Source organism: Streptomyces sp. NPDC001717, assembly GCF_042892775.1.
Lineage (GTDB): Bacteria > Actinomycetota > Actinomycetes > Streptomycetales > Streptomycetaceae > Streptomyces.
The window spans coordinates 117,315-138,256 of sequence record NZ_JBIAUK010000012.1 but is presented as its reverse complement, the minus strand read 5'-3'; the positions used below and the strand labels follow the sequence as shown (position 1 = coordinate 138,256).

General features: G+C 71.3%; 21 protein-coding genes. 13 read left to right on the top strand and 8 right to left on the bottom strand.

What is annotated here, in order from left to right; all coding sequences use genetic code 11:
• Positions 1-113: 113 nt before the first annotated feature.
• A complete protein-coding gene (locus tag ACFYZL_RS20910; protein ID WP_384595834.1) occupies positions 114-764 on the bottom strand; it encodes an AIM24 family protein in 651 nt (216 codons plus the stop codon).
• A complete protein-coding gene (locus ACFYZL_RS20905; protein ID WP_388680743.1) occupies positions 764-1,402 on the bottom strand; it encodes an AIM24 family protein in 639 nt (212 codons plus the stop codon). The genes ACFYZL_RS20910 and ACFYZL_RS20905 overlap by 1 nt, the downstream gene beginning before the upstream one ends.
• Before the next feature lie 176 nt (positions 1,403-1,578).
• Here ACFYZL_RS20905 and ACFYZL_RS20900 point away from each other — a divergent pair, with 176 nt between their 5' ends.
• From ACFYZL_RS20900 to ACFYZL_RS20885, 4 genes are all read left to right on the top strand, one after another.
• A complete protein-coding gene (locus ACFYZL_RS20900; protein ID WP_384756527.1) occupies positions 1,579-1,923 on the top strand; it encodes a DUF3817 domain-containing protein in 345 nt (114 codons plus the stop codon).
• Positions 1,920-2,216 (top strand): MTH1187 family thiamine-binding protein, encoded by a 297-nt coding sequence (locus tag ACFYZL_RS20895; protein ID WP_345499757.1) that lies wholly within the window; start codon positions 1,920-1,922, stop codon positions 2,214-2,216. Before ACFYZL_RS20900 ends, ACFYZL_RS20895 begins: the two co-directional genes overlap by 4 nt.
• A gap of 148 nt (positions 2,217-2,364) precedes the next feature.
• Positions 2,365-3,045 carry a DUF4166 domain-containing protein gene (locus ACFYZL_RS20890; RefSeq protein WP_384756530.1) on the top strand — a complete coding sequence of 227 codons (681 nt, stop codon included), beginning with the start codon at positions 2,365-2,367 and terminating at the stop codon, positions 3,043-3,045.
• The gene (locus ACFYZL_RS20885; RefSeq protein WP_384756532.1) at positions 3,042-3,674 is read left to right on the top strand and encodes a TetR/AcrR family transcriptional regulator; all 633 of its coding nucleotides are present in this window, start codon (positions 3,042-3,044) and stop codon (positions 3,672-3,674) included. The genes ACFYZL_RS20890 and ACFYZL_RS20885 overlap by 4 nt, the downstream gene beginning before the upstream one ends.
• A gap of 180 nt (positions 3,675-3,854) precedes the next feature.
• Here ACFYZL_RS20885 and ACFYZL_RS20880 read toward each other — a convergent pair whose 3' ends face one another.
• Positions 3,855-4,865, bottom strand: coding sequence for a glycoside hydrolase family 6 protein (locus ACFYZL_RS20880; protein WP_384756535.1), 1,011 nt, complete (start codon positions 4,863-4,865; stop codon positions 3,855-3,857).
• A 57-nt stretch (positions 4,866-4,922) separates the two neighbouring features.
• Positions 4,923-5,924: a DUF5937 family protein gene (locus ACFYZL_RS20875; protein WP_384756537.1), complete on the bottom strand. Its 1,002-nt coding sequence runs from the start codon at positions 5,922-5,924 to the stop codon at positions 4,923-4,925.
• A gap of 312 nt (positions 5,925-6,236) precedes the next feature.
• Here ACFYZL_RS20875 and ACFYZL_RS20870 point away from each other — a divergent pair, with 312 nt between their 5' ends.
• The 5 genes from ACFYZL_RS20870 to ACFYZL_RS20850 all read left to right on the top strand — a co-directional run bounded on the left by ACFYZL_RS20870 (position 6,237) and on the right by ACFYZL_RS20850 (position 10,792).
• Positions 6,237-7,496: an MFS transporter gene (locus tag ACFYZL_RS20870; RefSeq protein ID WP_388680737.1), complete on the top strand. Its 1,260-nt coding sequence runs from the start codon at positions 6,237-6,239 to the stop codon at positions 7,494-7,496.
• A 20-nt stretch (positions 7,497-7,516) separates the two neighbouring features.
• Positions 7,517-8,026, top strand: coding sequence for a MarR family winged helix-turn-helix transcriptional regulator (locus ACFYZL_RS20865; RefSeq protein WP_384587283.1), 510 nt, complete (start codon positions 7,517-7,519; stop codon positions 8,024-8,026).
• A 118-nt stretch (positions 8,027-8,144) separates the two neighbouring features.
• Positions 8,145-8,474: a DUF3817 domain-containing protein gene (locus ACFYZL_RS20860; RefSeq protein ID WP_384587285.1), complete on the top strand. Its 330-nt coding sequence runs from the start codon at positions 8,145-8,147 to the stop codon at positions 8,472-8,474.
• Between the two features lie 98 nt (positions 8,475-8,572).
• Positions 8,573-10,273 carry a methylmalonyl-CoA mutase gene (locus ACFYZL_RS20855; protein ID WP_384756543.1) on the top strand — a complete coding sequence of 567 codons (1,701 nt, stop codon included), beginning with the start codon at positions 8,573-8,575 and terminating at the stop codon, positions 10,271-10,273.
• Between the two features lie 48 nt (positions 10,274-10,321).
• Positions 10,322-10,792 carry a hypothetical protein gene (locus ACFYZL_RS20850; protein WP_388680732.1) on the top strand — a complete coding sequence of 157 codons (471 nt, stop codon included), beginning with the start codon at positions 10,322-10,324 and terminating at the stop codon, positions 10,790-10,792.
• A gap of 79 nt (positions 10,793-10,871) precedes the next feature.
• Here ACFYZL_RS20850 and ACFYZL_RS20845 read toward each other — a convergent pair whose 3' ends face one another.
• Positions 10,872-11,486 (bottom strand): TetR/AcrR family transcriptional regulator, encoded by a 615-nt coding sequence (locus ACFYZL_RS20845; protein ID WP_384750574.1) that lies wholly within the window; start codon positions 11,484-11,486, stop codon positions 10,872-10,874.
• A gap of 259 nt (positions 11,487-11,745) precedes the next feature.
• Between ACFYZL_RS20845 and ACFYZL_RS20840 the strand changes: the two genes are divergently transcribed.
• The 4 genes from ACFYZL_RS20840 to ACFYZL_RS20825 all read left to right on the top strand — a co-directional run bounded on the left by ACFYZL_RS20840 (position 11,746) and on the right by ACFYZL_RS20825 (position 15,972).
• A complete protein-coding gene (locus tag ACFYZL_RS20840; RefSeq protein WP_384750571.1) occupies positions 11,746-12,747 on the top strand; it encodes a tetratricopeptide repeat protein in 1,002 nt (333 codons plus the stop codon).
• 627 nt (positions 12,748-13,374) lie between these two features.
• The gene (locus tag ACFYZL_RS20835) at positions 13,375-14,013 is read left to right on the top strand and encodes a DUF6230 family protein (protein WP_384750568.1); all 639 of its coding nucleotides are present in this window, start codon (positions 13,375-13,377) and stop codon (positions 14,011-14,013) included.
• A 113-nt stretch (positions 14,014-14,126) separates the two neighbouring features.
• Complete coding sequence (locus ACFYZL_RS20830) at positions 14,127-14,702, top strand: DUF6114 domain-containing protein (RefSeq protein WP_384750565.1); 576 nt, start codon at positions 14,127-14,129, stop codon at positions 14,700-14,702.
• Positions 14,692-15,972 (top strand): hypothetical protein, encoded by a 1,281-nt coding sequence (locus ACFYZL_RS20825; RefSeq protein WP_384750562.1) that lies wholly within the window; start codon positions 14,692-14,694, stop codon positions 15,970-15,972. Before ACFYZL_RS20830 ends, ACFYZL_RS20825 begins: the two co-directional genes overlap by 11 nt.
• Before the next feature lie 116 nt (positions 15,973-16,088).
• On the opposite strand, the gene pyk is transcribed toward ACFYZL_RS20825, so the two are convergent.
• The 3 genes from pyk to pta form a co-directional block, all read right to left on the bottom strand.
• Positions 16,089-17,519, bottom strand: a complete 1,431-nt coding sequence (gene pyk / locus ACFYZL_RS20820; protein WP_384750559.1) for a pyruvate kinase — start codon at positions 17,517-17,519, stop codon at positions 16,089-16,091.
• A 62-nt stretch (positions 17,520-17,581) separates the two neighbouring features.
• A complete protein-coding gene (locus ACFYZL_RS20815) occupies positions 17,582-18,796 on the bottom strand; it encodes an acetate/propionate family kinase (protein WP_388680727.1) in 1,215 nt (404 codons plus the stop codon).
• 34 nt (positions 18,797-18,830) lie between these two features.
• On the bottom strand, positions 18,831-20,918 hold the full coding sequence (gene pta, locus ACFYZL_RS20810; protein ID WP_388680724.1) for a phosphate acetyltransferase: 2,088 nt from the start codon (positions 20,916-20,918) through the stop codon (positions 18,831-18,833).
• Between the last annotated feature and the right edge of the window lie 24 nt (positions 20,919-20,942).

The window sequence follows — 20,942 nt, the reverse complement described above, 5'->3', positions numbered from 1 at the left end:
GTGCGGGTCGAAGACCGTCGGGCCGCCGGGGCCGCCGAGGCCCGCGGGCGGGGGGCCGAAGCCGCCCTGGCCGGGGACCGGGGCCGAACCGTATCCGGATGCGGGTCCGTAGTTCACAGCTTTTCCTCCGAGGCCTGTACGTACACCGCGCCCTGACCGGACAGCTCCAGCTGGAACGCCTCACCCGAACCGCGCCCCACCATGTCCCGCCAGCCGAGCGCCGTGGAGAGCTTGTTGCGGACGTCCCCGTGGTGGGCCACGTACGCCTGCGGGTCCACGTGCACCGGGCGGTTCGGGTGGATGGGGAGCTCGATGACCCCGCCGTGGGCCATCACGGCCACCGAGCCGTGACCCTTGAGGGTGGTGGTGAACAGGCCCTGGCCGGTCACCTGGCCGCGGACCATGCCCATGACCCCGCCCTGGGAACCCATGAACATCGTGCCCTGCTGGAGGGTGCCGTCGAAGGCCAGCAGCCGGTCCGCCTCGACGTAGAGGGTCTCGCCGGTCAGGTTGATCACCTGGATGTGGTGGCCGCCGTGGCCGAACATCACGGTGCCGCTGCCCTCGACCGACATCAGCGGGGTCTGCTCGTTCGCCACGCGGCGCCCGATCATGCCCATCACCCCGCCCTGACCACCTGTCAGGCTCGGGGTGAAGGAGACCTCGCCGCGGTACGCGAGCATGGCGCCGCGCTGGCTGTACATCTTCTGGCCCGGGACCACCTGGGCCTCGACCATCTTCGAGTTGATCTCGCGGAACGGCATCAGAGGTTGCCGCCGATCGTGTTGCGCTCGCTGGGCTGCACGTACACCAGGCCCTCGCCCTCGAAGCGGATCTGGAAGGACTCGCCGGACCCCTCGCCGATCAGAGTGCGGAAGTTCACACCGGACTGGAACGACTGCGAGAGGTTGCCGGTGTGCGCGATGTACGCCCCCGGGTCGACGGAGAGCGGGTACTGGGAGCTCACGCGGAGCACCACCGCGGGGCCGTCGGACATGATGGCCGCCTGCCCCGAACCCTCGACGGTCGTGGTGAACAGGCCGTTGCCCGTCGTCGCGCCGCGCAGGCCGGTGAAGGTCGTGCCGGTGCGCAGACCCGCGTCGGTGCACAGCAGGTTGCTGGACTCGACGTAGAGCTTCTCGCCGCGCAGGTTGACGAGATTGATCTCGCTCGCGCGGTCCGCGAAGAAGCAGGTGCCGTGCCCCTGTACCTCCATCACGGTCATCTGTTCGCCGGTCAGCCGGCGCGTCACCATGCCGCGCAGGCCTTCGCCGCCGCCGGTCATCTTCTTGAAGGCCATCTGACCGTCGTACGCGACCATGGAGCCGTTCTTCGCTTTCACGGCATCCCCGGTCAGGTCGACGGCGAGCACCTTGCTGCCTTGGAGTCGGAACTGAGCCACGGGAAGACGTTATAGGCAGCGGGTGAACGCGAACAGGGCGCGGCGGCCGATATACGCCACACCCGGGCGACGCAACCGGGAGCGGCGCCGCCGCCTCCGGTTCCGGGGGCCGGGGCAAGATCTCGTAAAGCGGCTGAGACACTGGGAGGAACTGACCACCACCCCGAAGGTTCCCCGTGGACATCAAGACCGCCTCCGCCCTGCACCGGCTGCGCCTCATCTCCGTCCCGGAGGCGCTGTCCTTCCCGGCCCTGCTGATCTTCGGCTCGCTGCTGAGCCGCATCTCGGACGTCGACTACCTGATGATGCCTCTGGGCATCCTCCACGGGATCCTGTTCGTGATCTACGCGATCTTCCTGCTGGACGTGTGGAACAAGGCGAAGTGGCCGTTCAAGAAGGTCGCCCTGTTCTTCGTGCTCGCGCTGCTGCCCTTCGGCGGCCTGTACGGCGACAAGCTCCTGAAGCGGGACGAGGCCGACAGCGTGGTGGCGGCCCGTGCGCGTGAGGTGGCCGGCGCATGATCGTCGCGTTCTCCGTGACCCCGCTCGGCGTCGGCGAAGAGGTCGGCGAGTACGTGGCCGACGCGGTGCGCGTGGTCCGCGAATCGGGCCTGCCGAACCGCACCGACGCGATGTTCACCACCGTGGAAGGCGAGTGGGACCAGGTCATGGACGTGGTCCGGCGCGCGGTCGCGGCGGTCGAGGAGCGGGCGCCGCGGGTCTCGTTCATCCTCAAGGCCGACATCCGCCCCGGTGTCACGGACGGGATCACGTCGAAGGTCGAAACGGTGGAACGCCACCTCGCGGAGGGCTGACCCGCCCGCCGCCGTGTTTTCCGAGCGCCCCCGGCCCTGTGCGGCCGGGGGCGCTTTCGCATGTCCGGAAAGGTGGTTGAGCGAGTGCTCAAGTCCGCCTAGGGTGCCGTTTTGAGCGATCGCTCAACCCCGTCCGTCTGGAGGCGCCATGACCTCGATCTTCCGTGCCCACATGGGCGCCGACTTCGACCGGCTGCACCCCGAGGTCCAACGCCGTTTCTCGGTCGGGCTGGAGAGCGGGGAGGGGTGCGTCGGGCGCGGGGTCATGGAGCGGATCTGGCACGGCGGCCGCTTCGTGAAGCCGTTCCTGCGGATCGGCGGGACGCGGAACATCCTGGTTCCGCGGGAGGGGAAGGACGTCCCGTTCGTCATCGAGAACATGCCGTACCTCGACTCCTTCGGGCGGGAGACCGTCACCTTCGTACGGACCTTCCGACTGCCCGGCGGTCCCCACCGATTCGACGCCACGATGGTGCACAGCCCCGAACGGGACTGCGTCCTCGACTACCTGGGCACCCACCAGCACCTCGCCAGTGACCTCCACATGAGTGCCGAGCCCGACGGCTCGCTGCTCATCCGCTCCGGCGAGCACCGCTTCCGCGAGGGCCCCGTGGACGTCCGCGTCCCCGGACTCATCGGCGGCGACGCGGAGCTGCGCGAGTCCTTCGACGAGGCCACCGGCCGGTTCCGGGTCCGGGTGCGCGTGGTCAACCGGCACTTCGGCCCGCTCTTCGGCTACGAGGGGACCTTCACGACCGAGTACGTGGACGTCCGCGCCCACGGCGTCCGCCGCGACCTGCGCCCCGTGCGCGAGGAGGCCCGCGCGTGAGCGCCTCCACCAAGGAGAAGCTCCTCGAAGGGGCCCTGCGCACCCTGGTCGAGCAGGGCATCGCCAAGACCTCGGCCCGTACCATCGCCGCCACCGCCGGAGTGGGGCAGGGGCTGATCTTCTACCACTTCGGCTCCGTCGACGAACTGCTCGGCGCCGCGTGCAGGTTCGGGGCCGAACAGCGGGTCGCCCGCTACCGCGACCGGCTCGCGGAGCTGGACAGCCTCGCCGGGCTGTTGGAGTTCGCCCGGGAGATGCACGCCGAGGAGCGGGCCGGCGGGCACGTCGCCGTGCTCGGACAGATGCTGGCCGCCGGGCAGAGCTCGCCCGCCCTCGCGGCCGCAACCGCCGCCGGGCTCGGACTGTGGGTCGAGGAGTTGGAAACGGTGCTCACCCGGCTGCTGGCGGCGACACCGCTGGCCGGGTTCACCGACCCGGCGGGGCTGGCACGCGCCACGGCCGCCTCCTTCGTCGGCATCGAGCTCTACGAGGGGGTGGACCCGGTGGGCGCCGGCCGCGCGCTCGACGCCCTCGAACAGCTCGCCGGGCTCGCCCGGGTACTGGAGGATCTCGGGCCGCTCGGCCGGCGCGCGGTACGGCACGGCCTGCGGCGCGGCGCCGGCGCCTAGTGCTCTGACCGGAAAGGTTCACCGCCTCACGACGCCCGGCACGGCACCTCGCCGCGTTGTCGGGCCACGCAAGTACGTCCAGTACAAGCCGTGGCCCTCCGCCTCGCGATGCACCGCACCGGACGCCGCGAGTCGGCAAACCTTTCCGGCCAGAGCACTAGGTGTGTCGTCCGGGGAGGTTCACTCCTTGGCGCGGCGGGCCAGGCCCAGGGCGTAGTCGGGCCACCAGGTGCCGGCCGACGGGCCGCCCCGGCAGGTTCCGTCGGAGTCGCCCGGCCGCTTCACCCACAGGTACGCGTCGACGAGCGGGTCGTCCGTACGGTCGGTCGGCGGCCGTCCGAGGGAGCGGCCCGGGGGATTGCACCGAGCCCGGGCGTCGTCGCCGGGCGGCGGGCCGTCGCCGTTGCGGCCGGAGTCGATGACGAAGTGCGCGTTCTTCGCGGCCTTCGAGATCTCGGCGCCGTAGGCCCGGGCGTCCGCATCGCTCCGGAAGCCGGAGACGTTCACGGCGAAACCGTCGGCGCGCTCCAGGCCCGCCTCGCGGAGGGGGGCGACGAGGTCGGCCGGCTTGCGGATCCGGTCCGGAGCGCCCGCGTCGAGGTAGACCTTGGTGTTCGGGTTCCGCTTGAGCCGGTCCACGGCCTCTGCGAGCAGCCGGTAGCGCTCGGCGTGGTGACTGGAGGGCGTGCAGCCGTCGACGGTGTGCGCGACGGCGTCCGGCTCCAGGACGACGAGGGCCTTGGCGGCCCCGATGCCGTCGGCGACGGCGCCGATCCAGCCGCGGTACGCGCGGGCGTCCTTGGCGCCGCCCGCCGGACGCTGCCCGCAGTCGCGGTACGGGATGTCGTACGCGGTCAGCACCATCGTCCGCCCGGCGGCGCGGGCCCCCGCGGCGGCCCGGCGGATCCCGGGGCCCGGGTCGTCACCCGCCGCCCACAGGGCCGTCGGCCGGTCGGAGATCCTGCGCAGCACCTCGGCGTCGGCATTGCGGCCCGCCGCCTCCCAGGCGGCGACCTGCCGGGCGGCCGCGCTCTGCGGGTCGACCCAGAAGGGGGATTCGGCGGGGGGCGCGGCCGCCGGGGCGCCGGGCCGGGGCGGAGGGGGTTCCTCGGAACAGGCCGGGGCGGCCGCGAGGAGCAGGAGCAGGCCGAGGAGGGTCGACAGACGGCGTCGTGGAGCGGCAGGGTGCATCCGGCTTCCTCGGAACGAAGGGGCAGGAACAAACCGTCGTCAATCGTGACATGACGGTCATTCACCACCCGTCTGCGACACCGAGGCCAGGGCGATGGCCAGGGGGGTGCGCTCGTACAGGACCTGGTGGCCGTGGCGCACCGAGGTGAGCAGACCGGCCGCGTGCAGGGCGCCGAGGTGCGCCGAAACGGTGGACGGCGCCAGGCCGAGCCGGCGGGCCAGGGCGGTCGTCGAACCCGGCTCGTCCAGCGCGCAGAGCACCTCCGCCCGAGCCCGCCCGAGCAGCCGGGCCAACGCGTCCGGCGCGGGCCCGGCGGTGGCCGTCCACAGCGCGCCGATGCCCCGCGCGGGGTACACCAGCGTGGGTTGCCAGGGCGGGTCGTAGCCGCCGACCACCTCGGGCCAGCCGAACGCGCTCGGCATCAGGAGCAGGCCCTGGCCGCCGAGCGCCCGGTCGTGGCGACCGGGCCGGTCGATGGTGAGGGTGTCGGTGTCCCCGTGCCACCGCAGGTCCGGGTGCAGGCCGTCGAACAGCGCCTGGAGCCCGCCGGCCGCCAGCCGCCGGGAGTGGAACAGGACGTCGGCCTCCAGCAGGGCCCGCAGCCGCGGCCAGTCCGGGGCGACCAGCGTCCGCCAGGCCCGCTCCATCAGATCGGCCAGCTCGCGCACCGCGCGGGCGGGATCCGCGAGCAGGCGCTGCCCGATGTCGCTCTCCAGGGCCCCCGGGGTGCAGACGAGGGACCGCCGCAGATCCTCCCGGGCCGCGCCCGGATCGGCGGCCCTCACCCGTACGAGCTCCTCCTCGAACGTGACGGAGGGCCCGAGCGGGGGCGGGCTGAGGAAGTCCGGGTTGTGCCCGGTCCGCGGCATGAGCAGCCAGAGCGGCCGCAGGTCCAGCCCCTCGGCCGCGGTCCGGACCCGCCGCAACCAGGGCAGGTGGTACGCCTGCCGGTGCGGTCGCAGGAGGGTCCGCACGGCCTCCTGGGTCTCCCACCTCGGGGACACCGCGAACCGGCACCGCAACAGGTCCCCGGGCCCGAACCGGTAGTGAAACCCCATGCCGTTCCCCTCCCTTCCCTTTCCCTTTGCTCCGCCACCGCGCTCCGGCGGTGGCCGCGGCTGCGGCCGGGCGGGGCCGAGCGGCAGCCGCTGCGCGGAGCCGGTCCCCCACCCGCCCTTCCACCGTTCCCCGGGGCTCCGCCCCGGACCCCGCGCCTCAATGACGGCGAGGCTGGAAAACTCAGCCCCGCCGGCGTTTGAGGACCGGGGGTGCGGGGGCGGCGACCCGGCAGAGATGCCGCGCACGTGGACGGACATTCGGCTCAGGACGAATCTCTACGCCGGACACGGTAGCCCCGCCAGGCTGCCCGCATGGCAATCGTCACCCCCACCACCGCCCCCCGCGGCTACCGTTCCGTGTTCCGGGTACGGGAGTTCCGGGCCGTCTTCGCCGCGCACCTGATGTCCGTGCTCGGCGTCGTCGTCGCCGAGATCGCCCTCACCGTCCTCGTCTACCGCGCCACCGGCTCGCCCCTGATGAGCGCGCTCACCTTCGCCCTCGGCTTCCTCCCGTACGCCCTCGGGGGCACCCTGCTCGCCGGGATCGCCGACCGGTACCCCGCCCGGCGGGTGCTCGTCGGGTGCGACCTGCTCTGCGCGGCCTGCGCGGCGGCCATGGCCGTGCCCGGCGCGCCCGTCGCGGTGCTCCTCGTACTGCGCTGTGCCATGGCCTTCGTGGCGCCGCTGTTCCAGGGCACCCGCAACGCCTCCCTCGCGGACGTCCTCGGCCCCGGCGAGGTCTTCGTACTCGGCCGCTCGCTGCTGCGCATGGTCGCCCAGAGCGCCCTGCTCATCGGCTTCGGACTCGGCGGGCTCCTGCTCACCGTCCTCGCGCCGCGCGGAGCCATCGCGCTCACCGGCGCCGGATTCCTCGCCTCCGCCCTGCTGCTGCGCTTCGGCACGGCGCTCCGGCCCGCCCGCGGCTCCGGCGTCCGCACCTCTCCGCTCGCCGGCGCCCGGGCCGTGCTCGGGGACCGCCGGCTGCGCGCACTCACCCTGCTCTTCTGGCTGCCGCCGCTCTTCCTCGTCGTCCCCGAGGCGCTGCTCGCCCCCTACGCCGCCGGCATCGGCGCCGACACCGCCGTCCTCGGGCTGCTGATGTGCGCCATGCCCGTCGGCACGATCGCGGGCGAGCTCTGGGCCGGCTCCGCACTCACCGCCCGAACGCGTTCCCGGATCGTGGCCCCGCTCGCCGCCGCCGGGCCGCTCGTCCTGCTCCTGTTCGCCGTCCGGCCGGGCGTGCCCGGCGTCCTCCTCACCCTCGTGCTCGCCGGCCTCGCCCACGCGCACACCCTCGGGCTCGACCAGTGGTACGTCGACGCCGTCCCCGAAGAGCTGCGCGGCCGCGCGATGACCCTGCTCGGCGCCGGGCTGATGACCCTCCAGGGCGTCGGCATGGCCCTCGCCGGCCTCGCCGCCGAGTTCCTGCCCGTGCACGGGGTCGTCGCCGGGGCCGGGGTCGTCGGGACCCTGGTCGTCCTGGTGCTCCTGGCCGACCTCCGGGCGAGCGGCCGGTCGCGCGGAGGGCCGGCGGGACGGCCGAGGGATGAGACGGGGGTGGTCACCAAATGACCGCCCGGTAGGGTCGGTGCGTGCCCAAGCCGCTCAGCCTTCCCTTCGACCCCATCGCCCGCGCCGACGAACTCTGGCAGCAACGCTGGGGGCCGGTGCCCTCGATGGCCGCCATCACCTCGATCATGCGGGCGCACCAGATCCTGCTCGGCGAGGTCGACGCGGTGGTCAAGCCGTACGGACTGACGTTCGCGCGCTACGAGGCGCTGGTGCTGCTCACCTTCTCCAAGGCGGGCGAGCTGCCGATGTCGAAGATCGGGGAGCGGCTCATGGTCCACCCGACGTCGGTGACGAACACCGTGGACCGGCTGGTGCGCTCCGGGCTGGTCGACAAGCGGCCCAACCCCAACGACGGGCGCGGCACGCTCGCCTCCATCACCGACAAGGGCCGGGAGGTCGTCGAGGCCGCCACCCGGGACCTGATGGAGATCGACTTCGGTCTGGGCGTGTACGACGCGGAGGAGTGCGGGGAAATCTTCGCGCTGCTGCGCCCGCTCCGCGTGGCCGCCGCCGACTTCGACGAGAACTAGGCCGTCTCTTCCGGATCTTGCCTGACCCGCGCCGTCCGGCAAGATCCGGAAGAGACGACCCGGGCCGGGAACCGGCCCGCGTCAAGATCGCTCAAAACGGACGCGTACGCTCGACGGCATGAAACGAAGCGTGCTGACCCGCTACCGCGTCATGGCCTACGTGACCGCGGTCATGCTCCTGATCCTCTGTGCCTGCATGGTGGCGAAGTACGGCTTCGACACCGGCGCCGACCTGACCTTCGCGGTCTCGCAGGCCCACGGCGTCCTCTTCATGATCTACCTGGTCTTCGCCTTCGACCTGGGCTCCAAGGCCAAGTGGCCCTTCGGCAAGCTGCTGTGGGTGCTCGCCTCCGGCACCATCCCGCTGGCCGCCTTCTTCGTCGAGCGCAAGGTCCGCGCCGAGGTCGAGCCGCTCGTGCTCGGCGCCCCGGCCACCGTCAACGCCTAGTGACCGGCTAGAGCCGCACCGCGACATCCGACCCCGGGGAGACACTCCCCGGGGTTTCCCATCGACATTTACTAGGACGTCCTAGTAAATTCACGGGTATGGACGCAGACGCCATCGAGGAGGGCCGCCGCCGCTGGCAGGCCCGTTACGACAAGGCCCGCAAGCGCGAGGCCGACTTCACCACGCTCTCCGGGGATGACGTCGATCCCGTCTACGGGCCCCGGCCCGGGGACTCGTACGAGGGGTTCGAGCGCATCGGGTGGCCGGGGGAGTACCCCTACACCCGCGGCCTGCACGCCACCGGCTACCGGGGTCGGACGTGGACCATCCGGCAGTTCGCCGGCTTCGGCAACGCCGAGCAGACCAACGAGCGCTACAAGATGATCCTGGCCGCCGGTGGCGGCGGGCTCTCCGTGGCCTTCGACATGCCGACCCTCATGGGGCGCGACTCCGACGACCCGCGCTCGCTGGGCGAGGTCGGGCACTGCGGGGTCGCCATCGACTCCGCCGCCGACATGGAGGTCCTGTTCAAGGACATCCCGCTCGGCGACGTCACGACCTCCATGACCATCTCGGGCCCGGCCGTGCCCGCCTTCTGCATGTACCTGGTCGCCGCCGAGCGGCAGGGCGTCGACCCGGCCGTGCTCAACGGCACGCTCCAGACCGACATCTTCAAGGAGTACATCGCCCAGAAGGAGTGGCTCTTCGAACCGGAGCCGCACCTGCGCCTCATCGGCGACCTCATGGAGTACTGCACCAAGGGCATCCCCGCTTACAAGCCGCTGTCCGTCTCCGGCTACCACATCCGCGAGGCCGGGGCCACGGCCGCGCAGGAGCTCGCGTACACCCTGGCGGACGGCTTCGGCTACGTGGAGCTCGGGCTCTCGCGCGGCATGGACGTGGACGACTTCGCGCCCGGCCTGTCCTTCTTCTTCGACGCGCACCTCGACTTCTTCGAGGAGATCGCCAAGTTCCGCGCCGCCCGCCGGATCTGGGCGCGCTGGATGAAGGAGGTGTACGGGGCCAAGAGCGACAAGTCGATGTGGCTGCGCTTCCACACCCAGACCGCCGGCGTCTCCCTGACCGCGCAGCAGCCGTACAACAACGTCGTGCGCACCGCCGTGGAGGCCCTCGCGGCCGTGCTCGGCGGCACCAACTCCCTGCACACCAACGCCCTCGACGAGACCCTCGCGCTGCCGAGCGAGCAGGCCGCCGAGATCGCCCTGCGCACGCAGCAGGTGCTGATGGAGGAGACCGGCGTCGCCAACGTGGCCGACCCCCTGGGCGGTTCGTGGTTCGTCGAGCAGCTCACCGACCGCATCGAGGCCGACGCCGAGAAGATCTTCGACCAGATCAAGGAGCGCGGTCTGCGCGCCCACCCGGACGGGCAGCACCCCATCGGGCCGATCACCTCGGGCATCCTGCGCGGCATCGAGGACGGCTGGTTCACCGGGGAGATCGCCGAATCGGCCTTCCAGTACCAGCGTTCGCTGGAGAAGGGCGACAAGCGGGTCGTCGGCGTCAACGTCCACCACGGTTCCGTCACCGGCGACCTGGAGATCCTCCGCGTCAGCCACGAGGTGGAGTGGGAGCAGGTCCGCGCGCTCGGTACCCGCAAGGAGCGCCGCGACGACGCGAAGGTGACGTCCTCCCTGGAGGCCATGCTGGCCGCCGCACGCGACGGGTCGAACATGATCCCGGCGATGCTGGACGCGGTGCGGGCCGAGGCGACGATGGGCGAGATCTGCAACGTGCTCCGCGAGGAGTGGGGCACCTACACGGAGCCCCCGGGCTTCTAGTCGGCGCGACCCAAGGCCGGTCACGGCCCCACCCGTAGGGTGGGCGCCATGACCGGCCTTCCTGTTCCCGTACGGGGCGTCAGCGCGCGCGTGGTGATGAACAGGGGCGGCTGCGGCGGCCATTACGCCTACGTCGTCGCCGACTTCGAGCCTCCCGGCCCGGGAGGGACCGAAATCCTGAACCTGGCGCCGGAAGAGCGGCTGCCCGAGGAGTTCCTCGCGGCCGTGCGCGACGGGATCGAACTGGGGCTGGACGGAGTGGAGGCCGCCGTGTGCGTCACCGACGGTGGCGTGTACTGGCCGGACGCGCGTGACATCGGCTACCGGACCGCCGGCGCCCAGATGGCCCTGGGCGCTCTCGTCGCGGCCGGGCTGCGGCCCGAGGAGGAGGCGGACGCGCTGCGCTGGGCGAACTGGCCGGGCCGCCGCCGCCCGTGGCCCGGCGACAACCCGCGGGCCACGGCACTGGCGGAGCGGGTACGGGAATCCGCGCGCCGCTCGGGGGCCTGGACCTTCTAGGGAACGTCCGGCCGGTCGGGCCGGATCAGGCGGCTCCGGCTCCCGATCCGGCTCCCGATCCGGATCGGGCCGGGCAGGATCAGACCGGGCCGCGCAGGCCGTGCATCAGGAGGGTCGTGAACATGCCGACCCACAGCTCGTCCACCGGTTCCGAGCTGACCAGCGCACGGTGCACCACCGTGCCCGCGATCACGTCGAAGATCAGGTCCGTGGTGTGGCCGGCGACGGCCTGGTCCTCCTCGCGCGGGAGCTCGCCGCGGGCCTGCGCCCGTTCGCGACCCAGTACGACGAGACGTTTCTGCCGGTCCACGATGGCCGACCGGATCCGGTCACGCAGGGCCTCGTCCCGGGTGGACTCCGCGACGACCGCCATCAGGGCCGTACGGGCCTCCGGGCGCCGGAGCAGCCCGGCGAACTGGAGCACCACGTCCTCGATGTCGGCTTCGAGGGAGCCCCGGTCCGGCAGTTCGAGGGAGTCGAAGAGCTCCGCCACCGCGTCCACGACCAGCTCGTTCTTGCTCGCCCAGCGGCGGTAGAGCGTGGTCTTGGCGACGCCCGCCCGGGCCGAGACGTCGCCCATCGTCAGCTTCGACCAGCCGAGGTCGACCAGCGCGTCCCGCGTCGCGGCGAGGATCGCCGCGTCCGCCGCGGCGCTGCGAGGGCGGCCGGTGCGGCCGGGGCTGGCGTTGCGCATGGCCGAGACCATACCCGTCAGTAGCGGAACCGGCGGATCACGAATCGCTGTGGTTCAAATCACGGGGCGCCGAGGACTCAGGAGGAGTTACGCTACGGCTCGTAGCGTAAGAGCGACAACCACGCGAAGAGCTACAGGCGCCAGGTGGGGACCCGGCGCCGACCGACAACAGGCGGCACCAGGATCGCGCCACGGCGGCACCATGGCCAATTCACGCGATCTTTTTCGTCGGCGCGCGCACACGGGGGAGGATGTACGCATGCAGCCCAGAAACATGTCCATGAGCGGCGTCGTCGACCTCGCCGCGGTGAAGGCGGCCGGCGAGGCCAAGGCCAAGGCCGAGCAGGCCCGCGCCGAAGCGGCGCGCCAGGCCGGCCAGGGCGGCGGAAGCGGCCCGGCCGCCGGCGCCGTGCCGCCGTCCGCGCTCGTCATCGACGTAGACGAAGCCGGGTTCGAACGCGATGTGCTCCAGCTTTCCGCAGAGGTCCCGGTCGTCCTGGACTTCTGGGCCGAGTGGTGCGAGCCGTGCAAGCAGCTCAGCCCCCTCCTGGAGCGCCTGACCGTCCAGGCGAACGGCCGCCTCGTGCTGGCCAAGGTCGACGTCGACGCCAACCAGATGCTGATGCAGCAGTTCGGCATCCAGGGCATCCCGGCCGTCTTCGCCGTGGTCGCGGGCCAGGTGCTGCCGCTGTTCCAGGGCGTGGCCCCCGAGCAGCAGATCCGCGAGACGCTCGCCCAGCTGATCCAGGTCGCCGAGGAGCGCTTCGGGATCATCGGCATCGAGGTGGACCCGAACGCGGAGGCGATCGCCGCGGACGCCGCCGAGGCCGAGGTCCCGGCCGGTCCGCACGACGCGCTGCTGGAGGCGGCCGTCGTCGCGCTGGACGCGGGCGACCTGGGCGGCGCCGTTCAGGCGTACAAGAACGTACTCGCCGACGACCCGACCAACAGCGAGGCCAAGCTGGGCCTGGCGCAGGCCGAGCTCCTCGCCCGGGTCCAGCACATGAACCCGCAGGCGGTGCGCGCCGCGGCCGCCGAGAACCCGCGCGACCCGGCGGCCCAGATCGCCGCGGCCGACCTCGACCTCGTCGGCGGTCACGTGGAGGACGCCTTCGGGCGCCTGGTGGACACGGTGCGCGTGACGTTCGGTGACGAGCGGGACTCCGTGCGGCTGCGGCTGCTGGAGATGTTCGAGGTCATCGGCGCGGACGACCCGCGGGTCACGGCCGCGCGCACGGCGCTGGCGCGGGTGCTGTTCTAGCGAGGCTCCTGAGCGGCCCCGGGCACGTGCTCCGGCACGTCCCGGCGCCCGCTCGGCACCGGCTCGAGAAGCCGACGATTTGTTGACACAGAGATAAACAGCGGCCGCACTTTGCCAAAACTTGGCAATCGCGGTCGCTGTTACTCGTAGTAAGTCGAACCCCGTGAACTGTCCGGAGTGTTCACTCTTCCCCCGATCTGTCGTGGCCCTCGGTGACACCCTGTGTCGTCACTCGGCGGCAGCGGGTCGTGTCCCGGTTATCTTGCCGTTACCCGCCAGTAACGAACCCCCTTGTGCCCCGGCCTGGAATGGACCACGATCGGCGACGCTCGGTCCTTCCCGCAGAGCCGCTCACTCGGAACGCGGTGGAGGGTCCCCACCGAGCCGGCCGGTGGCAGTGGCACCGGCTGTTGGACAGGGGGGTTCCTGCCACACGGTGGGGCCTGTCCTCCAGGTTGCGCGAACGCGTGGCCCAGTGGTTGTCGCTCGGGGGTGATCGCCGGTGTTTCGGACGTGGCACAGCCGCGGCCCGGCCGCCTGCGCTCCTTCCCGAGGACGTAGCACTTCTCCCATCCCAGGACGGGCAGGGCCCGGACCGGAGATGTACGTCCGAGAAGGAGGAACGAAATGAGTTCTCAGGTTCGTGGCGGGACCAGATGGAAGCGCTTCGCGCTCGTCATGGTGCCGAGCATCGCGGCCACCGCCGCGGTCGGTGTGGGTCTGGCGCAGGGTGCCCTCGCGGCGTCCTTCAGCGTCTCCGGCCAGGACTTCAAGGTCTCGGCCGACAAGCTCGACGGTGACAACCTCATCCAGTACGGCGGCGTGGCCGAGGGTCACGACCTCAAGGGCAACGCGCAGCACCACCCGGTCACCATCTCCGGGTTCAGCCACGCCGAGATCACCAACATGTGCCAGTCGCTGGTGACCCCGACTCCGCTGGGCAACATCACGCTGCAGCTGCGCACCGGCCACAAGGGCAAGCCGGCCGTCGCCGACAACATCTACCTGGATGTTGCCGAGCTCGACACCGACGCCGAGTTCCAGAACCTGGACATCGGTGTCGCGGTCGGTGACCCGAGCCACAAGACGAAGCCGCAGGCCGGCACGGTCGCCAGCCCGTACGCGTTCTCGCAGCGCGCGGACAAGGCGGTCCTGACGAACGTGCGCCAGAAGGCGTGGGCGACCACGGCGGGCACGTTCAAGCTTCCCGACCTGAAGCTGCGTCTGCTCGGCGGCGACCAGCCGTGCTACCAGGACGAGAAGTAGTCGGTCCCGGTTGAGTGACCGGAGGGGCGGCCGGCGGCGCGATGCGACGCCGTCCGCCCCGTCCGGGCTCCACAGAGTTCTCCGTACCACCCGTTTCCAGGGAGCTGTTGTCCATGAACCCCAAGGCCCCCGTATACGTTCGCGCCGAAGACGACGCCTGGCTCACCGTGGTGTACTACTACGTCCACGCCTGGACCGGCCGCCGTCCGTTCTGGGCCGGGCTGTTCACGCTCGTCAGCGGTTTCCCGATCGCGTACTTCCCGTACGCCGACCTGCGCCTGGGCAACATCACTCTCGCGATGGCCACCACGGGTGGCGCCGGCGCGCTGATCATCGGCGTCCTGCTGATCACGCTGGGTCTGGCCCTGTGGTTCCAGCAGGCCATCCGCGTCTTCGCCGGTGTCGCCTCGATCCTGCTGGCCCTGGTCTCGATCCCGGTGTCCAACCTCGGCGGCTTCGGCCTCGGCTTCATCCCCGCGATGATCGGCGGCGCCCTCGCGCTGTCGTGGGCCCCCGGGCAGCCCGCGGACGAGGAGCCCGCGGACCAGCCTCCGGCCGCCGCGGTCGACATGACCAAGGCGGAGTCGATGGCGGGTCCCCAGGGCGTACCCGCGCCCCGGGCGACGGAAACGGCACACCCGAGCGAGATGACTGCCCACGCCGATGGCGGGAGGAACAGTGCGGGGTGACGAGACGCAGCGGGGCGTGGCCCCCGGCGCAGAGTCCCGTGAGATCAAGGGGCCGCGGCACGCGGCACCCAGGAAGTCGCTGCTGACCAAGCTCCAGATACCCGTCGGCAAGACGATGGCGCTGGCGGCGATGCCGACGGCCGTGTTCGTCGGAATGGGCATGGCGCCGAAGCTGGCCGTGGCGGACGACAAGGACATCCCCTTCGCGCCCGGGCCGTGTGTGACGCGGTCCGACGAACCCGCGGAGTCGAAGTCGCCGTCGCCTTCGACGTCGCCGTCCCCGAGCGCGTCGGCCACGCAGACCCCCGCGCCGAGCGCTTCGGCGAAGCCGAAGCCGGGCGGGACGGCGTCCCCGACCCCGACGGCCACCAAGCCCGCGGCCGACAAGTCCCGGACCGCCGGGTCCACGGCGGACAAGCAGCCGGCTCCCTCGGCCACGCCGACGCCGACCAAGTCCACCAACCCGCTGGACCCGCTGGGTGTCGGGGACGCCCTCAAGGGCATCGTCGACGGGCTCACCAAGCCCCCGGCGGACCCGAAGGTCACCCCCACCCCCACCCCCACGCCGTCCACGACCCCGAAGACGACCCCGCCGAAGGCCCCCGCTCCGGATCCGGCCGCGGACGCGATCCGCGACGCCGCGAAGAAGGCGGGCGTCGGCGTCGAGGAACTGTCCGACGAGGTCAAGGACACCGTCACGAACCCGAAGGACGAGACGGGCAAGAAGGCCGAGGAGGACAAGGCCAAGGACGCGGCGACGAAGGACCCGGACGGGAAGGAACCCTTCCCCTGTCCGACCTACGACGCGAAGGCCCTGGCCGACGCCGAGCTGGAGCAGGGCATCCCGCTCCTGCCGGACGAGCCCTGGTACCTCGACAGCTCGCTCCTGACCCTCTACGGCCTGGACTACCACGGCATCGTCGAGGTGAAGACGGCCGGCGGCAAGACCAAGAAGGTCCTGAAGTTCACCGCGGACTCGCTGGACATCAAGGACCTGTACCAGACGGTCGGCAAGGACAAGAACGTCGCCCACCTGAAGTCGCGTCCGGGCTCCACGTCCAAGATCCGCGGCGGCACGGTGACGATGTACACGGAGAGCCTCAAGGGCAACCTCTTCGGTCTGATCCCGATCGAGTTCACCCCGAACAGCCCGCCGCCCCTGAACGTCCCGTTCGCGTTCTTCACGAACGTCAAGGTCGTCCAGGCCGGCCAGTTCGGCGGCACCCTGACGGTGCCCGGGCTGAAGAACTACATCGGCCCGCCGGAGTAGTCCCGAACGGTCCCGCACCGCGTGCGCACACATGCCGAGGGCCGGCACCCGATCGATCGGGTGCCGGCCCTCGGCCTCTGTGCGGCAGAGTTGCAGCGGTGCGGAGCGCCGCGACGTCAGTCGCGCTCGCCGCCGCCCAGGTGGTGGACCCGGACCATGTTGGTGGTGCCCGGGACGCCGGGAGGCGAGCCGGCCGTGATCACCACGGTGTCGCCCTCGTTGTTGCGGCCGAGCTTGAGCAGCTCGCCGTCCACCAGGTCGACCATCGCGTCGGTGGTGTCCACGTGCGGGACGATGTACGACTCGACGCCCCAGCTCAGCGTGAGCTGGTTGCGGGTGTGCGGGTCGGTGGTGAAGGCCAGGATCGGCTGCGTGGCGCGGTAGCGCGACAGGCGGCGGGCCGTGTCACCGGACTGGGTGAAGGCGATGAGCGCCTTGCCGTCGAGGAACTCCGCGATCTCGCAGGCCGCGCGGGCGACGGAGCCGCCCTGGGTGCGGGGCTTCTTGCCCGGGACCAGCGGCTGCAGGCCCTTGGACAGGAGCTCCTCCTCGGCCGCCGCGACGATCTTCGACATCGTCTTGACGGTCTCGATCGGGTAGGCGCCGACCGAGGACTCGGCGGACAGCATGACCGCGTCGGCACCGTCGAGGATCGCGTTGGCGACGTCGGAGGCCTCGGCGCGGGTCGGCCGCGAGTTGGTGATCATCGACTCCATCATCTGGGTCGCGACGATCACCGGCTTGGCGTTGCGGCGGCACATCTCGATGAGCCGCTTCTGGACCATCGGAACCTTCTCGAGCGGGTACTCGACGGCCAGGTCGCCACGGGCCACCATGACCGCGTCGAAGGCCGCGACGACGGCCTCCATGTTCTCGACGGCCTGGGGCTTCTCCACCTTGGCGATGACGGGGACCCGGCGGCCCTCCTCGTCCATGACCTTGTGGACGTCCTTGACGTCGTTGGCGTCGCGGACGAAGGACAGGGCGACCATGTCGCAGCCCATCCGCAGGGCGAAGCGGAGGTCGTCGACGTCCTTCTCCGACAGGGCGGGGACGTTGACCGCGGCACCCGGCAGGTTGATGCCCTTGTGGTCCGAGATGACACCGCCCTCGATGACGATGGTCCGCACCCGCGGGCCGTCGACCTCGGTCACCCGCAGCTCGACGTTGCCGTCGTTGATCAGGATCTGGTCACCCTTGGCGACGTCGCCCGGGAGGCCCTTGTAGGTGGTGCCGCAGATGGACTTGTCACCCGGGACGTCCTCGGTGGTGATGGTGAACTCGTCACCGCGCACCAGCTCGACGGGACCCTCGGCGAAGGTCTCCAGACGGATCTTCGGACCCTGGAGGTCGGCGAGGACGCCGACGGCGCGCCCGGTGTCCTCGGAGACCTTCCGGACGCGGTCGTACCGCTCCTGGTGTTCTGCCTGGGACCCGTGGCTGAAGTTGAATCGGGCCACGTTCATACCTGCCTCGATGAGCGCTTTCAGCTGCTCATACGAGTCGACGGCGGGGCCCAGCGTGCAGACGATTTTGGAACGGCGCATGAAGCGGATCCTATCCGTTTGTTTCGTAGCGGAATATTCCGTCTGGCGGAAACTCCAAGTGACTACCGAGTAACCAGCGCGTACGCCTGGGAGGCGATCTCCAGTTCCTCATCGGTCGGGACCACGGCCACGGCCACCCGGGCGTACTCCGCCGAGACCAGCCGCGGCTCGGGGGAGCGCACCGCGTTGGCCTCCAGGTCCAGCGCCAGGCCCAGCTCGGCCAGACCCTCCACGGTGGCCTCCCGGATCCAGGAGGCGTTCTCCCCGACCCCGGCCGTGAAGGTGACGGCGTCCACCCGGCCCAGCACCGCCGAGTAGGCGCCGATGTACTTCTTCAGCCGGTGCACGTACGAGGCCAGCGCGAGCTGCGCCGAGGAGTCGCCCTCCTCCGCCCTCCGCTGAACCTCGCGCATGTCGTTGTCGCCGCACAGGCCCAGCAGACCGCTCTTCTTGTTCAGGAGCGAATCGATCTCATCCACCGAGAGGCCCCCCACCCGGGCCAGGTGGAAGACGACCGCAGGGTCGAGGTCGCCCGAGCGGGTCCCCATGACCAGACCCTCCAGCGGGGTCATCCCCATGGAGGTCTCCACGCAGACCCCGCCGCGCACGGCCGAGGCCGAGGCGCCGTTGCCCAGGTGCAGCACGATCACGTTCACGTCCGAGGGCGCCTTGCCGAGCAGCGCCGCCGTCGCCCGCGACACGTAGGCGTGCGAGGTTCCGTGGAACCCGTACCGCCGGATGGAGTACTTGTCGGCCGTCGCGGCGTCGATCGCGTACCGGGCCGCGTACTCCGGCATCGTCGAGTGGAAGGCGGTGTCGAAGACGGCCACCTGCGGGATGTCCGCGCGCAGCGAGCGCGCCACCTCGATGCCCGTCACGTTCGCCGGGTTGTGCAGCGGCGCGAGCGGGATCAGGCTCCGGATCTCCGCCAGCACCTCGTCGTCGATCACGGTCGGCTGCGTGAACCGCGTGCCGCCGTGCACCACCCGGTGCCCCACCGCGGCCAGTTCGGGGGAGTCCAGGCCCATCCCGTCGGCGGCCAGTTCGGCCGCGACGGCCCGCAGCGCCGCCCCGTGGTCGGCGATGGGGCCGAGCCGCTCCCGCCGCCCGCCCGCGGCGCCGCTTCCGATGAGCGGCTCGTGGACCAGCCTGGAGGTCTCCTCGCCGATGCGCTCCACCAGGCCGGCCGCGAGACGGGAGGAGTCCGCCATGTCGAGGAGCTGGTACTTGACCGACGAGGAGCCGGAGTTGAGGACGAGTACGCGCGATGCGGTCACGGTGAGGGGTCTTTCCTTCGAGTGCGGTGGAGGACTACTGGGCCTGCGGCAGCGGATGGGACTGCGCCTGGATCGCGGTGATCGCCACGGTGGTGACGATGTCCTGGACGAGGGCCCCGCGCGAGAGGTCGTTGACGGGCTTGCGCAGGCCCTGGAGGACGGGGCCGACCGCGACGGCACCGGCCGAACGCTGCACGGCCTTGTACGTGTTGTTGCCCGTGTTGAGGTCGGGGAAGATCAGCACCGTCGCCCGGCCGGCCACGTCGGACTCGGGCAGCTTGGTCGCCGCGACGGAGGGCTCCACGGCCGCGTCGTACTGGATCGGGCCCTCGACCGCCAGGTCGGGGCGCTGCTCGCGGACGATCTCCGTGGCCTTGCGGACCTTGTCCACGTCGGCGCCCGAACCCGAGGTGCCCGTCGAGTACGACAGCATCGCGATCCGGGGCTCGACGCCGAAGGCGGCCGCGGTGGCGGCCGACTGGACGGCGATGTCCGCCAGCTGCTCGGCGTTCGGGTCGGGATTGACCGCGCAGTCCCCGTAGACCAGGACCCTGTCGGCCAGGCACATGAAGAAGACCGAGGAGACGATCGACGCCTCCGGCTTCGTCTTGATGATCTCGAAGGCCGGGCGGATGGTCGCCGCGGTGGAGTGCACCGAGCCGGAGACCATACCGTCGGCCAGGCCCTCCTGGACCATCAGCGTGCCGAAGTAGTTCACATCGGTGACCACGTCGTTGGCCAGCTCGACCGTCATGCCCTTGTGGGCGCGGGCCTTGGCGTAGTACTCGGAGAACCGTTCCCGCAGCGGGGACGTCGCCGGGTCGATCAGCTGCGCGCCCGAGATGTCGATGCCCAGATCGGCGGCCTTCTTCAGGATCGCCTGCTCCTCGCCCAGCAGGGTCAGGTCGCAGACCCCGCGGCGCAGCACCACGTCCGCGGCGCGCAGCACGCGCTCCTCGGTGCCCTCGGGCAGCACCACGCGGCGCCGCTCGGAGCGGGCCCGTTCCAGCAGCCCGTGCTCGAACATCATCGGGGTGATGCGCTCCGAACGGGCCACCGACAGCAGGTCGCGCAGCTCCTGGGTGTCCACGTGACGCTCGAACAGACCGAGCGCCGTCTCCAGCTTGCGCGGGGTCGCCGAGTTCAACCGGCTCTGCAGGGAGAAGAGTTCGGCGGCGGTCGGGAAGCTGTTGCCGGCCACCGAGACCACGGGGGTGCCCGGCGCGAGCTTCGAGGCCAGCGTCAGGATGTCCTGCGTCGGGCGCTCGTTGAGGGTCAGCAGCACACCGGCGATCGGCGGGGTGCCCGACGTGTGCGCGGCCAGCGCGCCCACGACCAGGTCCGAACGGTCCCCGGGGGTGACGACCAGGCAGCCGGGGGTCAACGCGTTCAGGAAGTTCGGCAGCATGGCGCCGCCGAAGACGAAGTCCAGCGCGTCGCGCGCCAGCCCGGCCTCGTCGCCGAGCAGCACCTCGCCGCCGAGCGCCCGGGTGATCTGGGCGACGGTCGGCGCGGACAGCGACTTGTCGTCCGGCAGCACGTAGCAGGGCACGGGGAGCCGGGCGGCAAGACGCTCGGCTATGACGTCGCGGTCCTCGGGGGCCACCCGGTTGACCACCATCGCGACGACGTGGCAGCCCAGGCTCTCGTAGGCGCGGTAGGCGTTGCGGGCCTCGGCGCGCACGGCGTCGGCGGAGTGCTTGGTGCCGCCCACCACGGGAACGACCACCGCGCCCAGCTCGTTGGCCAGGCGGGCGTTGAGGGCGAGTTCGTCGGGGAGGTTGGTCTCGGCGTAGTCCGTACCGAGGACGAGCATGACCTCGTAGTCGCGGGCCAGCCGGTGGTAGCGGTCGACCAGCTGCGAGACCAGCTCGTCGGTGCCCTTCTCCGCCAGGATCGCCGAGGCCTCCTGGTACTCCATCCCGTAGGCCGTCGCCGAGTCCTGGTCTATCCGGTAGCGGGCCTTCAGGAGCTCGAAGAGACGGTCGGGTCCGTCGTGGAGCAGTGGACGGTAGACGCCCACGCGTCCCGTCTGCCGGGTCAGGATCTCCATGATCCCCAGTTCGACGACCTGACGGCCGTCCCCCCGCTCGATGCCGGTCACGTACACGCTGCGCGTCACGCGTGAATCTCCGTTCCATGGTGG

Coding starts and splice junctions, on each gene's coding strand:
- ACFYZL_RS20910 (WP_384595834.1), bottom strand. CDS start 764: ATGCCGTTCCGCGAGATCAACTCGAAGATGGTCGAGGCCCAGGTGGTC.
- ACFYZL_RS20895 (WP_345499757.1), top strand. CDS start 1,920: ATGATCGTCGCGTTCTCCGTGACCCCGCTCGGCGTCGGCGAAGAGGTC.
- ACFYZL_RS20890 (WP_384756530.1), top strand. CDS start 2,365: ATGACCTCGATCTTCCGTGCCCACATGGGCGCCGACTTCGACCGGCTG.
- ACFYZL_RS20880 (WP_384756535.1), bottom strand. CDS start 4,865: ATGCACCCTGCCGCTCCACGACGCCGTCTGTCGACCCTCCTCGGCCTG.
- ACFYZL_RS20875 (WP_384756537.1), bottom strand. CDS start 5,924: ATGGGGTTTCACTACCGGTTCGGGCCCGGGGACCTGTTGCGGTGCCGG.
- ACFYZL_RS20870 (WP_388680737.1), top strand. CDS start 6,237: ATGGCAATCGTCACCCCCACCACCGCCCCCCGCGGCTACCGTTCCGTG.
- ACFYZL_RS20860 (WP_384587285.1), top strand. CDS start 8,145: ATGAAACGAAGCGTGCTGACCCGCTACCGCGTCATGGCCTACGTGACC.
- ACFYZL_RS20855 (WP_384756543.1), top strand. CDS start 8,573: ATGGACGCAGACGCCATCGAGGAGGGCCGCCGCCGCTGGCAGGCCCGT.
- ACFYZL_RS20850 (WP_388680732.1), top strand. CDS start 10,322: ATGACCGGCCTTCCTGTTCCCGTACGGGGCGTCAGCGCGCGCGTGGTG.
- ACFYZL_RS20845 (WP_384750574.1), bottom strand. CDS start 11,486: ATGCGCAACGCCAGCCCCGGCCGCACCGGCCGCCCTCGCAGCGCCGCG.
- ACFYZL_RS20840 (WP_384750571.1), top strand. CDS start 11,746: ATGCAGCCCAGAAACATGTCCATGAGCGGCGTCGTCGACCTCGCCGCG.
- ACFYZL_RS20835 (WP_384750568.1), top strand. CDS start 13,375: ATGAGTTCTCAGGTTCGTGGCGGGACCAGATGGAAGCGCTTCGCGCTC.
- ACFYZL_RS20830 (WP_384750565.1), top strand. CDS start 14,127: ATGAACCCCAAGGCCCCCGTATACGTTCGCGCCGAAGACGACGCCTGG.
- pyk (WP_384750559.1), bottom strand. CDS start 17,519: ATGCGCCGTTCCAAAATCGTCTGCACGCTGGGCCCCGCCGTCGACTCG.